This window comes from Vibrio crassostreae 9ZC13, from assembly GCF_000272045.2.
Lineage (GTDB): Bacteria > Pseudomonadota > Gammaproteobacteria > Enterobacterales > Vibrionaceae > Vibrio > Vibrio crassostreae_C.
This window is the reverse complement of record NZ_AJYZ02000019.1, coordinates 616,725-630,639: the sequence shown is the minus strand read 5'-3', so window position 1 is coordinate 630,639 and position 13,915 is coordinate 616,725. Positions and strand designations below refer to the sequence as shown.

Here is a 13,915-nt window from a genome sequence, read left to right as displayed (position 1 = left end):
ATTGAATTCATCAAACGGACTGAATAAACGCCTGTTTTCATGGAGTATCGAAGAGATTCGACACGGTCAGCTTTGGCCAGTTTCAATCGCTTTAACGCTTATTATTGCTTGTGTATTTGCATTGTCGGCGTTGGCCGAACGTATGGAGCAGGTAATTGTTAAGCAGGGCAAAGATGCGCTTACTGCCGATATCGTGTTTATCTCAGCAAACCCAATTCCGCAATCCTTGTTAGACCTCACTCAAGTTGAACAATTAGAAAGATCTCAGTTGACTCGTTTTTCAACCATGGCATTCAGTGATAACTCAATGCAGTTAGTGACGGTAAAAGCAGTTGAAAGTAATTACCCATTACGCGGTGAAATGATCTTAGAGGGCGCTGATAAAGCATCAAGTAACCATGTTGAGCCGGGTGAACTTTGGCTAGACGAGCGTATATTTGCACAGTTAGAGGTTGAAATTGGTGACAATGTCACTATTGGTGATGCCGATTTAGCGATAACTGGACGAATCACTCAAGAACCAGGCTTAAGCTTTAACCCATTCCAACAAATGCCAGCTGTGCTGATTCATACAAGTGATATCGATGCCACGGGAGCGATTCAACCGGGCAGTCGCGTTAGCTTTAGATTGTTTTTAAATGGTGATGAATCGAAACTCAAAGCCGCACAAGACAGTATCGAACTGACACCAAGTGACCGCTGGCGTACACAAGACTCAGCCAGTCGTACCAACGACATGTTCGAAAGCACCACTCAATACTTATCACTAACGGTAGCTATCGTAGTGATCATGGCTGCGACCACTTTGGTACTCACTTGCCAACATTATGTTGCGAGTCGTCGTAAAACCATCGCGATGCTTAAGAGTTTAGGTGCAAGCAAGCAGTGGATCGTTAAATGGTTGTCTGTACAGGTATCTTTGTTAGTGGTTATCGGTGCAGTACTGGGAATAACCATCGGTATCGGCTTGGAGTTTTTGCTTCGTATACCTCTGGGCGACTTATTACCAACGCCACTTCCTAGCTATGGTATTGAACCTGCAATCTTGGCGATTTTATCAAGCATCCTAATTGGTGTTCCTGCTCTTGGTATCCCGTTAATTGGCTTGGTCAACACCTCGGCAATCAGCGTTATCCAATCAAGTCACCAGTCCAATGAAAGCTACAAGAAATATTTGTTGTTACTGGTACCGATTATTCCAATGATGCTGATGTATGGCGACAATCTATTGGTATGGATAGTTTTAGCGGGTATCGCTTGCCTGTTCTTAGTGCTTGCGGTCGTCAGTACGCTTGTTCTGCGTTTAGTTAGTAAGTTGCCGACATCGACATCGATGCGTTTGGCATTGAGTCGAATTAATCGCACACCTTTAGCAACTGGGATTCAATTTGGCTCTTTAGCGCTTTCACTGATGTTGCTGTCTATCATCTGGTTGGTAAGAAGTGATTTACTGTCAGATTGGCAACAAACCTTACCCGAGAACGCACCAAATGCGTTTGCACTTAACATTGCAAGCTATGAAAAAGACAGTTATCTCGAGACGATTGATGCAAACGAAGTAGAGCGTACTCAAGCGTTTCCAATTATCCGAGGACGACTGACGACGATAAACGGTGTCGAAGCATCGGAATACAGTGATACCTCTGGAGAAACAGACGCACTAAGCCGTGAGATCAACTTCACTTGGGGAGATAGCTTACCTAAGTACAATGAAGTATTAGAAGGCAGCTGGACACAAGAGCATGGCGTATCTGTGGAATCGGATGTCGCGGAGCAACTGGATCTAAAGATTGGCGATGAGCTGTCATTCACAATCAACAGCCAGAATGTTTCTGCCAAGGTGAATAGCATCCGCAAAGTCGAGTGGCGAGAAATGAAGCCGAACTTCTACTTCATTTTTACTCCAGATGTCTTGAGTTCAATCCCTTCTACTTGGCTAGTGAGCTTCAGATTAGAAGAACAACACAATCAGATGCTCAACGAACTCTCTCGAAATCATCCAACCGTGAGTTTGATGGATATTCGTAAGATGGGTAGCAAGATCCAAGAGTTGCTTAAGCAGATTGTTTGGTCGATTACCGTACTTGCGGCGATAGGTGTGGTGGCGGGGCTGTTGCTTATCTTCACTCTATTGCGATTGAGCTTATCTCAAAGACAACAAGAGATACGCTTGTATCGAACATTAGGCGCGAGTAAGAAGCGAATTCTCAATACTATTTGGTGTGAGTACGGTTTAATGGCGTTAGTCGCAGGCTCAATTGCAGCCCTTGGTTCTGAGCTCAGCGTGGCAGGAGTGATGAACTTTGGTTTTGAGTTACAACCTTCACTTCACCCGATGTTGTGGATAGCGCTACCGGTGCTAACGTTCATCACATTAGCCGCGGTAGTGAATAGCTTAATCAAACGTTTGTTGGCACCAGTAAACAAGGATTTTGGCTAGTCGTTAGCGAGATCTAGCCAAGCGCTTAAAACGGTCTAAAAGTGAGATTATTTATACTTAGTCATGCACTATTTATAATACGTCGCTTTAGACCGTTTTTTATTTAACCAACCGGTAGCATAAGTAAAAAATATCGCACCTTAGATTCCACTGTTTTTAGCATTTTTTAAAACTAATTACCCAATAATGCCGATTTAATGAACAGCGGTTAGTCCCTGTAAACAAAGGGTTTGCGCAACTTAGCAAGAACGTTATCAACAGTTATCCACAAAAACGGTGGATAACTTTAGGGATAAGTTAACCGCTATGTTTTAAGAGTACTGAGGCAGCCTTTATGTGGCGTCACTTAGGACAAATTTGACTGTTAGAATAACCTTTAAAACCCTATCTGGAGTTATTGAGTCAAGAGATTATTTATGTTTTTTACATAGATATTAAATCCCGCCTATCTAAGACCTTGATAAAAATGTGTTTTAATTCATCGCAGAACAAAAGTAGAATAGAGGCAGTTAATCTTATTCTACAGAACACGATGAACCACAACAAAACGGATACAAATCAACCTTCTATTGCCATTGTTGGTGGTGGTATTGCCGGAACAACGAGCGCGATTCACTTTAGTGAGTTGGGTTTTAAGGTCACTATCTTAGAAAAAGGGCCGAGTTTGGTTAATGGTCCACCAATTTGCCACCTGCACGCTGGCGGCAATTTGTATCGAGATATTTCTGTAGAGCAGTGTCTTCAGTTGCTCACGCAGTCAATTGATACCGTCCGCTTATTTCCTCATACGATCAATATTCGTCCGACAATCATCGCCGTTCCGCACAGTGATGGTGGAGAGCCGTTGGATCTGCTTCCTCGTCTCAAGATAATCAAAAGCGCTTATGCCGATCTTGTTAAACAAGATAAAAGCAACCAAGTGCTCGGTGATCCGGAAGAGTATTATAAGCTGTACAGCAAAGAAGATTTATTAGCACTTTCTGCGAAAACACAGCCTCTGAAACCAACATCGCTTGATGATTGGTGTATTCCTTTCGCCAAGCATACGGATTTAGAGACCCTAAAGTATCCTGTTGCGATGGTCCAAGAGTATGGCTGGAGCGTATTCCGACTTTCTGCGACCGCTCAACTCTCTTTGGGGCAACAAGCTAACTGTACTGTGTTAACCAACAGCCGATTACAATCTGTTGAGTCGACAGGTCAAGGTTGGTCTTTGACTTATACCGATGCCGAAAACCAAAGCTGCCAACTAACGACCGATTACTTGATTAATGCGAGTGGGTTTGAAACGGGTATCGTAGATGACTTTGTTGGCTCTAAGCAGCAAAGACTTGTTGAGTTTAAAGCTGCATACGTTACAGAGTGGCCATATTCGCAAGAATGTAAGGAAGAGTGGCCAGAAGTTATCTTCCATGGCCCGAGAGGCACACCGCAAGGCATGGCGCAATTAACGCCGTATGCTGATGGTGTGTTCCAACTTCACGGCATGACAGAAGGGATTACTCTGTTTGAGGGTGGGCTTGTTTCATCGTCAACAGACTCGTCACAGCCACAGTTGCCTTCGAAGCTGCTTAAGAAAATCGTATCGGGTTGGAGTGAAGATCAGCTTGAATTAAGAACTCGCGCGGCAATAACGCATATGTCTCAGTTCATCCCAAGTTTCAGTTCTGCATTGGTCGGTGGTAAACCTTTGTTTGGTGCACAACAGATTCCGGGAACCGATCCAAGCTTAAGAGCTTCAGACGTTTCATTCTGTGGGGATCGCTATGCTCGACTTGAAGTAGTAAAAGCTTCTTCAACATTAGAAGCGGCACAAAAGGTCGCTGAGCAATGGTTTGATGTATCAGAGGCGGCATCTATTGAAGACACACACTCAGTGACAATGTCACTTAGTCTAAATGATATTGAAAACAGAGCGATAGATTTGACACAAGAACGTGGATACCCAGAAGCGCTTGCCAAGGTGTCAGGTCAAGATCACGCTTAATAGCCTATAATTAGTCTATCATCATCGACTGCGTTTAATTTCTTCAATTCGGCTTACTGTAATAGGTAAGCCGAATCTTCATTTCAACATCTGCTTAGATACCGAACCTCATCTAAATGACATCTTCCTAGTTGATTATTCTCAGCTACATAGCATTTAGCACATAACACATCGCAAAAACTAATAGCCGAAAAACTGAGCCCATTGGCACCAAACATCTTGTAAGCCCAAGCGATCGCCCTTGCTGAACGATATCGCATGTCCAGGTTTTGCTTGCGCCAAGCGTGGTAAATCGATTCTGGCGACACATCCTATCTTCGGATAACCACCTATGGTCTGTCTATCATTAAGCAGCACGATAGGCTGTCCATCTTGTGGAATTTGAATCGCACCTAGGGCAATGCCTTCTGACAATAGCGAAATGTCAGGCGAGTCTAAGGGCTCGCCACTGAGTCGATAACCCATCCGATTTGAGTTTTGGTCAACGTGATACTGCGCGTTATACAAAGTCTCTTTTGCTGACTCGGAGAATAGCTCGCTTTGATAGCCTTCAATCACTCGTAGGTTCACGGGTAGATTGTAATCAGGCGTGTATCGGAAGGTAACACTTACCGCTTTAAATGAATGTGATAGTTGGTGCTGGGTAAAAGCTATTTGTTGCCCTTGTTGGCATGGCTCTCCATCTTGCGTTAATCCACCAATCTTTTCACGAGTCACCGTAGAACAGCTATCAAGAGTTGATGGGACATCGAAGCCACCCTTAACGGCTAAATACGCCCTTAGACCATTTTTAGGTAAACCAAATGAGAGAACTTGCCCTGCGAAAGCTTGAAAAGTACGCCAGTTCGACTGTGGTTTGCCATCGAGCTTCGCTTGTAAATCGCCACCACATAACGCCATTTCGCAATCAAAATCGATTCGTAACGCACATTGCCCAAGCGTGATTTCCAACGCCGCTTGGTTGACTGGGTTTCCGAGCAGGTGATTGGCCCAGCTATACGAGTAATCATCAACAGGACCACCTTGTGTCAACCCGAGATGAGCAACACCAAATCGTCCGAAATCTTGAATCAAACTCAACGGGCCGGGTTTAATCACTGTTAGTGTTGGTTTAGCGATGGTATTAACCATTAGCGACATCTCCACTAATCTCCATAAGCCTAAGCTCTACAAATTCTTGTTTTGAAATCGCGATGAAACGGACTGTGTCACCAACATTAAGTAGAGACAGCGGCGTTTGTGTGGTACCAGCGTTCTTTAATTGGCTGTGATCAAACAGTGCGAGTGGGCAATTGCCAATAATATTCCAACCGCCCGGTGAGTCCGAAGGATACACCGCCGTTTTCGTATCCGCGATGGCGATGCTGCCTTTCGGCACACTTAAGCGTGGGGTTGAATGACGAGGCAAAGCAAGCTCGTTGACCACATCAGACATAAAGGCAAAGCCAGGCGTAAACCCAATGGCACTGACGCTGTAAGTCTGTGAGGTGTGATGTTGAATGATCTCATCCAGCGACAGGCCTTTGGCTTGATATCGGTCTAAATCGAGTGCTTTTTCTGGTGAGTAATAAGCGGGAAGCTCGATAGTGTTACTCGTGTTAATAACACTAGAGAAGGGCGAAATAGCATGACTCAACAAGGCGTTGAGTTGTTCCATGAGCTGATGTTCTGAAATTCTATAAGGTAAGTAGTCAACCAGAATGGTGTGATAAGCAGGTGTCACATTCATCAACACCGACGCTAAATTTTGGCGAATGGCATCGGAAAAGTGAGCCATGTACTGCGCATATTGAGTGCTAGATTGATTATTTGAAGGCGATAGCGTCAAGGTCACCAAAACGCTGCATTCTGCGACTGGCGCTATATTGAACTCAATTTGATTCGTCGTCATTTCGTTTCCATACGTTTGTTTGCCTTTGATTTACTTACTGCCTTTTATTTGCGTATTTGGCGTTTTTAACATCCGTGTCTAAACCAATACAAAGCGATTAGACCTTACGAGCAATTGGTTCGATGCTCGGTTAGGCGAGTGATAAGTCCATGCGCCATACCAATCACACGCTTCATATTAGTTAAAAGCGTTGAGGTCTTGTCTGATTTTTCTAATTAATGCGATGGATTGGGGGTTATCACCATGAACACAGATGGTATCGGCTTCAATAGGCAGCCTTTCACCTTCAATGGTCGTGACCGAACCGTAGTTAATGATTTGCATGACTTGGTTGTAGATGTCGTCTTGATTGACGTAAACCGAGCCTTTTTGAGTTCGCGGCGATAACTGGCCATTATTCAAGTATGCACGGTCGGCAAACGCTTCAAACAAGAGGGGTAAGTCATGATCGTCAGCAATATCTAAATATTGCTGATTGTCTGACGAAGAGAGGATCATTAAGGGGATGTTAAATTCAGCGACGGCTTGGGCTACCGCATTAAACACATCGATGTTTGCCATCATATCGTTGTAAAGAGCGCCATGAGGTTTCACATAGCCAACAGATGCATGGTGATATCGGCAAAGGGCTTGTAGTGCACCGACTTGATAACAAACCAGCTCACTGATTTCGTCCATGGTGTGTGGAATAGAACGGCGACCAAAACCAACGAGATCTTGATAACCGGGATGAGCACCAATTTGGGTGTGATAGTGCTGCGCCAGTTTTATCGTCTTGGACATAACGTGCGGATCAGACGCGTGGAAGCCACAAGCGATGTTTGCCATATCGACCCATTCCATGACCGACTCGTCATCGCCCATCTTCCAATTGCCGAAACTTTCTCCCATGTCGCAATTAAGCAAAATCTTCGTTGTCACGTGGTGCTAATCCTTTACGTTGAGGTAAGTAATGACGGTCTTATAAATACCATAAATAAACAGTGACCTAACTCAAACTTTCGACACCGTAGATTTACCAGTATGGCATTTCATATATAGTTGAACTATTGATTAAAGGATTAATATCTATCTGTATATTAGGTGAGCACATGATATCCCGCCAGGTTTGCTTAGGACTAGCATTAACGATACCTGTTTTTGTCTCTGCTCAAGAAAACTCTCTAGACCAGCTCATGTCGATGAGCCTTGAAGAGTTGTCTATGTTAGATGTCGAAATGGAAACGGCTTCGAAAGTGACACAAAAACTTACCGAGATTTGTGTCAACCAAGAGTCCGTATATGTGAGGGTCTCTCATGAATTCTAAGTGGCTCAAGTACCGTATTAAGCTCGGTTTTACTAAACTCAGCCTTGCCACTTTAGCTATGTTTATTGTGCCTTTGAATACATCGGCGGCTAGCTTCAAGCCTTATGAAGTGAAAGCGGTGTACCTTTTTAGAATTGCCAACTTTATTCGTTGGAACGACGAGAGCACCATGAATACGGTTAACTTCTGTGTGATTGGAGATGAGAAGGTAAGCAAAGCACTGACGTCGATTACACAAGGAAAATCTATTCGTTCTCTCGCTATTCAAGTACATCAATTGGTGACTCCTAAGTGTGATATCACTTACCTATCTGATCTTGATAATGATGAATTTAGCCGTAAAGCCCACTCACCACATACTGTGACGATTAGCGATATCCCAAACTTTACGGACATGGGAGGAGTCATTGAGCTAACGCACATCGATAATAAGCTAAAGCCTAAGATCAACTTAGTGAATGCAAGGCGCGGTGAATACGTCATCGGCTCAAACCTGTTACGAATCGCTATAGTGGAGGGCCAATAATGTTGTCTTTCATTAATAATTTATCGATTAAAAACAAGCTAATATTACCGATTGTCATCTTCATCGCGGTTACTTTTGTAACGATTCAATCAGTTAATTACACTGTCACTTTTGAGCGAGAGAAAGAGAGTCTTATTCAGCGAGTTAAAGTGTTGGCACAAGGTGTTGCCTATAACCTACAAGCCGCGATTCTATTTGAGGATAAATCTTCGGCTCAGGAGATTTTGTCAGCCTTTGTTGCGGATAAAGATATAGTCAGGGTGAAGCTCTATGACATTAACGAACAGCTTTTTGCGAGTTATCAAGTGAGTAATACGCTGGTTCCAAGGCCGAATACCGATGAATTAAATGACATCGCGGATCACCAATTTGCCATCTCCGAGAATTTCATCTTTTTGCTTGTTCCGGTGACGCTGGATGACGCTGTGATCGCTAACTTGAGAGTGACAATATCAAAAGGAACGTTTAATACGATCTTAACGAATATTTTCAAGGTTGCGGCCGTCTACTTGCTGTTTCTGGTGATGTTAGGCGGGGTACTGGTCAAATTGGTTCAACGCTTGATTATCGATCCGATGTTTGACCTTAATGAGGCGATGCAAGCCTTTGTTGAACGTCGTTCAGAACAACCAAAATTAGTCGCAACGAACCACGATGAGATAGGGGATCTGGTTCGAGCTTTTAATACGATGCTCGAAAGACTTCAACATCGTGACAACCAAATCAATTTTACGCTAGATAAACTACAAGAAGAAAAGTCGTTTGCGAATGAGGTAATTGAAACTGTTCAGCACTCGTTGTTGGTAGCCGATGAAAAAGGGTTCATCGTTCATGCGAACGCTGCCACTCGTGACATTTTTAAGTGTACCGAAGCGTTTCTTGAAAATTTATTGATCCAAGAGTTGATCGCAACAAAGCAAACTGGGTTCTTACAAGAGGTTATCGACGCTAATATTGAGCTGAATGACGAACTACTCGAAACCACCGATCTCTTTAACTCAAAACGCTGGCTTCGTGTGAGCAGCCGTTCGTTGTCAAAGCGCGGTCGTATTCTTTATGCAATCCAAGATGTCACGGGGATAGAAACGGCCATGAGTCGCCAGCGTATAGCCGCGGGTGTTTTTGAGAACAGTAAAGACGGCTTAATCGTACTGAATTCATCCAATGTAATTGCCATGGTAAACCCAGCGGTCACCCAACTTCTTGGTTATCACGCTGATCTGCTGGTGGGCAAAACACCATTTGACGTTTTTTCTTGGCAACAGTTTTCATCCCTAATGCCGACAATTCGCAGTTCATTGGAAAATTATGGGCAGTGGCAAGGCGAGGTATGGGAGAAGAGTGCATCCGGCACTTTGGTTCCAATGTTTGTAAAAGTGAATCGAGTTTCGTCAGACAACGAGAAAGACGAGTTTGATATGGTACTCACACTGTCTGATTTATCTAATGTCAAAGAGATGGAAAGGCTTGAACACTTGGCTCATCACGACGCATTAACGGGTTTGGCCAACAGAGCTCAGCTGTATAAGGTGATGGATGATGTCGTCACGTCTAGCCATTATTCTAATCAGCATTTTGCGGTTATCTACTTGGATCTCGATGGCTTTAAACACGTTAACGATAACTATGGACACGATGCGGGCGACGAAATCCTCAAAGAAGTATCGAGCCGGTTGCTATCTCAAGTTCGTGCAGGAGATTTGGTAGCACGTTTGTCGGGGGATGAATTTGTTCTTATTATTAAACAGACCAACAAAGTCTTGTTAGCAAAGTTAGCGGAGCGACTGTTGGATCTGATCGGGCAAGAAGTGACCCATAAACAGCGTTCGCTTCATGTTGGAGCGAGCTTGGGCATACACTTAGTTGATGGTTCAGAGCGTGATATAGACGTGATTCTAAAGGTTGCCGATGAGGCGATGTACCAAGCAAAACGCAAAGGAAAAGGTCAATTTGTGTTCTCTCGTGATAGTTAATAGCCGTAGGTGTTTGTGACCTCTGCCTAAGTTGTTGTATCATAAGTGATAGGTTGAATATTTTTAATTAAAAGGTCCGCTAAACATGAATGTTTTAGTTACAGGTGGCATGGGTTACATCGGTAGCCATACAAGTATCCAGATGATCAACGCAGGAATGACACCTGTACTTTTTGATAGCTTGTACAACAGTAAACCAAGCGTTCTAGAGCGTATCGAAAAAGTATCCGGTGTTCGCCCTAATTTCATTGAAGGTGACGTTCGTGATAAAGCGCTTTTGACTGAAACCATGAAGCAACACAACATTGAAGCCGTTATTCATTTCGCTGGCCTAAAGGCGGTTGGTGAATCTGTGGAAAAGCCTCTTGAATACTACGACAACAACGTAAACGGCACTTTAGTTCTTGTTGATGCAATGCGTGATGCGGGTGTAAAAACCTTGGTATTTAGCTCTTCAGCAACGGTATACGGTGATCCTGCAAGTGTGCCAATTACTGAAGACTTCCCAACAAGCGCTACCAACCCATATGGTCGTAGTAAACTAATGGTTGAAGAGTGTTTAACCGATTTCCAAAAAGCCAATCCTGATTGGAGCATTACACTGCTGCGTTACTTTAACCCTGTAGGTTCACATCCAAGTGGTGAGCTAGGTGAAGACCCGCAAGGTATCCCAAATAACCTAATGCCATTTGTCTCTCAAGTAGCAGTGGGCCGCCGTGAATTCCTATCTGTATTTGGTAGCGATTATCCAACAAAAGACGGGACTGGCGTTCGCGATTACATCCACGTAATGGATCTGTCTGATGGCCACATCGCAGCGCTTGAGAAAGTAGGGTGCAAAGACGGTCTTCATATCTACAACCTTGGTACGGGTAACGGTTCAAGTGTGTTAGACATGGTTAAAGCATTCGAACAAGCAAGCGGTAAAGAGATCCCTTACAAGCTAGTTGAACGCCGTCCTGGTGACATCGCAGAGTGTTGGGCAGATCCAGCTAAAGCTCAGAAAGAACTGGGCTGGAATGCAAGCCGCACATTGGCTGAAATGACCGAAGATACATGGCGCTGGCAGTCAACAAACCCGAATGGATTCCCTGGTTAACCTAGTGGTTTCGTGAATGATTCAAAAATTAAAAGATGCTTTCGGGCATCTTTTTTGATCTTAATCGAATAAAAAGTAAATTAGTGGTTAAAAAGTATCATTCTGTATCCGCTGTGTTATTATGCTCGCGAATTATATGTTTAATGTTAATTTTCTTTGGAGTTAATCATGGAACTAGGCCTAATCATCACTTTCATCGTTGCTGCTGCAGTAATGGTTAAAAAAGAGATGGCAGAGAAGTAATTTCACTTATTACCTTTTTTATACAATTTTTTAGTGAAATAATAAAAGCCAGCATTTAGCTGGCTTTTTAGTATCTGCAATTCAGTTTTTTAACGAATTAGAATTCGTATTTAGCTGTAATTGACCAGTTACGACCTGCTTGCGTGTAATCTTTATCTTCTTGTGAGAATCCACGAACGTCATTCCACGAGTAGTACTCTTCATCCGTAACGTTGAAGAGACCTGCTCTAAGCGTAAGATCCTTCATCGGCAAGTAGTATGCTGTTAGGTCAACTACAGTTGCTGAATCAATTGGTAGAATTTCATCATTCAAACCATCGCTGTTGATATCACTAGACTTCTTACCTGCTGTGTAGCTTATGTTAAGTGATGTACCCCATAGTGCTGAAGGAGCATCATAGTTAAAACCAACGACAGCGTTCCAAGGGTTTACACTGTTAAGAGGATTACCTTCGCCATCTTCACCTTCAGTATACGTTGCAGAAACACGAGTACTAACACCTTTCACTGGCATGAAGCTATTCCAAGACTGTGTATTTGACGCTTCGATACCTTTAATTACGGCTTCATCAATGTTTACATTCTGATATATTGTTGGATCGGCCGGAGTGGCTGAGCCACTAACTGCTACGTTATCAATAAAGTTATCATAATCGCTGTAGAAGATAGCGATTTCGCTTGATGAATAATTTGTGTTATGACGCCAACCTAACTCGTATGAAATACTTTCTTCAGCTTCTAAGTCAGGGTTAGGGGCATTCAAATAACCGTGAGCAGGATTACCAAATGAGTAGTAAAGCTCTTGGAAATCAGGAGCTCTAAAGCCTTGGCTGATTTGACCGAAGATCTTATTTTCATCATTAAGCGTGTAAGTTGTACCCAAACGTCCGGTAACAGCTGAGTCTGAATATTTTGCATAAGACTCTTCTGGGTTACCACTTGGGTTTTGACTTGTATCACCTGGATCAGTTTCAAAACCATCAAAACGAACACCCGGAGTAATCATCCAATTTCCGATCGTCATTTCATTTTGAGCAAAGAATCCATATTTTCTTTCAGATGCGGCAGGGATGTAGAAAATAACTTGGTCTGCGCTGATGGAGTTATATTCGTTATTAACGTTTTTAATGTCTTTGTCCGAATATGAAGCGCCATAGATAAAGTAGTTTTCTACATTACCCGTCATGAAGAACTTATCGAATTGCACATCAAATTGATAACCTTCATCCTCGTAGATATAGTCCTTTTTCTGAACATTACCTGCCGGAGGTAGGAACATACCGCCATTAGAAGTACGATTAGTTACGCCATTCTCTTCTTTGCTCAGCCAGTCAGCTTGCCAAGTAATAGTATCTGCAAACGCTAGGTCAGCATCCCAAATATGTTTGATACCGATTTGCTGTTGGCTAGTTGTGTCTTCGCCAGTGTAGTCGGTGTAACTTGCACTATTTAAATCGGTATCACCAGAATTCTCAATGAAGTTACCAGAAAACTCTAAACGGTGTTGTTCGTTTAATTGGTACTGAAGCTTAACCAACAAGTTGTTGTTCTGAGTATCTTGCTCATCAGGTGTACCAAAGTTATCAGTTTGCTCACCGTCTCTGCGAGTATAAGCAACTAACGTTTCTAGGTCGCCAATACGATTTGCTAAAGCAACCGATTCGCTAAAGGTATTATCAGATGAAGAGTAGTTGAACTTCGCGTGGCCACCGAAGTCTTTGTCTTTTAAAAAGTCACTCGGGTCTTTTGTTTCGAACGCAGCAATACCACCAATCGCGTCAGAACCATACAGAGAAGAAGCCGCACCTTTAACAATCTCGACAGACTTCAACATATCCGTATCGACATCAATGCGTGAAGAGTTAATGAAGTTATATGACTGAGTACCACTTGGAGTAAATTGGCTAGTTTGTGATACTCCATCAACGATAACCTTTACTCGGTTACCTTCCATACCACGAATGTTAATACCTTGAATCCCTTGGCGAGAATTCGTCGTCACCGTGACACCTGGTGTGTACTTAAATAAGTCTTCTACATCCGTAACCATGTTTTTTTCGATATCTTTATCGTTAATCACAGTTACCGACGCAGCAACATCTTCAAGTTGTTGATTAGTACGAGTCGAAGATACAACAACCTCGTCAAATAGGGCATAATCTTCAGCAAAGGCTGATGTTGATGAAAGCGCTAAAACGATTGAAGCAGAGAGCAGGGATTGCTTATACATCTGATAGTTACCTTAGTTCCATAGTATTATCTTGATTTGCGAAATATAATATTGGATCTAAATGATAATTACTATTATTTGCATTTAAATAATTTTCAATTTTATCAACTAACTCATAATTAATACTCTTAAATATCTGTATTAAAAAGACTTTTACAGTTCCATTCACAGTCTGAATGCTTCTGTTTTTGTGATTCAAGTCTCATTTATAAAGTAGGA

Annotated in this window: 9 protein-coding genes; 5 read left to right on the top strand and 4 right to left on the bottom strand. The window is 42.8% G+C overall.

Annotated features, from left to right (window positions below; genetic code table 11):
• Position 1: 1 nt before the first annotated feature.
• Both A136_RS04165 and A136_RS04160 read left to right on the top strand, forming a co-directional pair.
• Complete coding sequence (locus A136_RS04165) at positions 2–2,440, top strand: ABC transporter permease (protein ID WP_017064595.1); 2,439 nt, start codon at positions 2–4, stop codon at positions 2,438–2,440.
• Positions 2,441–2,972: 532 nt separating this feature from the next.
• Positions 2,973–4,427, top strand: coding sequence for an FAD-dependent oxidoreductase (locus tag A136_RS04160; protein WP_017064594.1), 1,455 nt, complete (start codon positions 2,973–2,975; stop codon positions 4,425–4,427).
• A 180-nt stretch (positions 4,428–4,607) separates the two neighbouring features.
• On the opposite strand, the gene A136_RS04155 is transcribed toward A136_RS04160, so the two are convergent.
• The 3 genes from A136_RS04155 to A136_RS04145 form a co-directional block, all read right to left on the bottom strand.
• Complete coding sequence (locus tag A136_RS04155; RefSeq protein WP_029235235.1) at positions 4,608–5,558, bottom strand: biotin-dependent carboxyltransferase family protein; 951 nt, start codon at positions 5,556–5,558, stop codon at positions 4,608–4,610.
• Positions 5,551–6,318, bottom strand: a complete 768-nt coding sequence (locus A136_RS04150; protein ID WP_017064592.1) for a 5-oxoprolinase subunit B family protein — start codon at positions 6,316–6,318, stop codon at positions 5,551–5,553. The genes A136_RS04155 and A136_RS04150 overlap by 8 nt, the downstream gene beginning before the upstream one ends.
• A 177-nt stretch (positions 6,319–6,495) precedes the next feature.
• A complete protein-coding gene (locus tag A136_RS04145) occupies positions 6,496–7,239 on the bottom strand; it encodes a 5-oxoprolinase subunit PxpA (RefSeq protein WP_017064591.1) in 744 nt (247 codons plus the stop codon).
• A gap of 375 nt (positions 7,240–7,614) precedes the next feature.
• Here A136_RS04145 and A136_RS04135 point away from each other — a divergent pair, with 375 nt between their 5' ends.
• The 3 genes from A136_RS04135 (at position 7,615) to galE (ending at position 11,223) form a co-directional block, all read left to right on the top strand.
• On the top strand, positions 7,615–8,151 hold the full coding sequence (locus A136_RS04135) for a YfiR family protein (RefSeq protein WP_017064589.1): 537 nt from the start codon (positions 7,615–7,617) through the stop codon (positions 8,149–8,151).
• Positions 8,151–10,124, top strand: coding sequence for a diguanylate cyclase domain-containing protein (locus A136_RS04130; protein WP_017064588.1), 1,974 nt, complete (start codon positions 8,151–8,153; stop codon positions 10,122–10,124). Before A136_RS04135 ends, A136_RS04130 begins: the two co-directional genes overlap by 1 nt.
• Before the next feature lie 85 nt (positions 10,125–10,209).
• A complete protein-coding gene (galE, locus tag A136_RS04125; RefSeq protein ID WP_017060088.1) occupies positions 10,210–11,223 on the top strand; it encodes a UDP-glucose 4-epimerase GalE in 1,014 nt (337 codons plus the stop codon).
• 340 nt (positions 11,224–11,563) lie between these two features.
• Here the strand turns inward: galE and A136_RS04120 are convergent, their stop codons facing one another.
• Positions 11,564–13,696: a TonB-dependent hemoglobin/transferrin/lactoferrin family receptor gene (locus tag A136_RS04120; RefSeq protein WP_017060089.1), complete on the bottom strand. Its 2,133-nt coding sequence runs from the start codon at positions 13,694–13,696 to the stop codon at positions 11,564–11,566.
• Between the last annotated feature and the right edge of the window lie 219 nt (positions 13,697–13,915).

Bases quoted from the DNA above. Each gene is read 5' to 3' on its own strand.
- A136_RS04150 (WP_017064592.1), bottom strand. From the start codon at position 6,318: ATGACGACGAATCAAATTGAGTTCAATATAGCGCCAGTCGCAGAATGC.
- A136_RS04135 (WP_017064589.1), top strand. From the start codon at position 7,615: ATGAATTCTAAGTGGCTCAAGTACCGTATTAAGCTCGGTTTTACTAAA.
- A136_RS04130 (WP_017064588.1), top strand. From the start codon at position 8,151: ATGTTGTCTTTCATTAATAATTTATCGATTAAAAACAAGCTAATATTA.
- A136_RS04160 (WP_017064594.1), top strand. From the start codon at position 2,973: ATGAACCACAACAAAACGGATACAAATCAACCTTCTATTGCCATTGTT.
- A136_RS04120 (WP_017060089.1), bottom strand. From the start codon at position 13,696: ATGTATAAGCAATCCCTGCTCTCTGCTTCAATCGTTTTAGCGCTTTCA.
- galE (WP_017060088.1), top strand. From the start codon at position 10,210: ATGAATGTTTTAGTTACAGGTGGCATGGGTTACATCGGTAGCCATACA.
- A136_RS04155 (WP_029235235.1), bottom strand. From the start codon at position 5,558: ATGGTTAATACCATCGCTAAACCAACACTAACAGTGATTAAACCCGGC.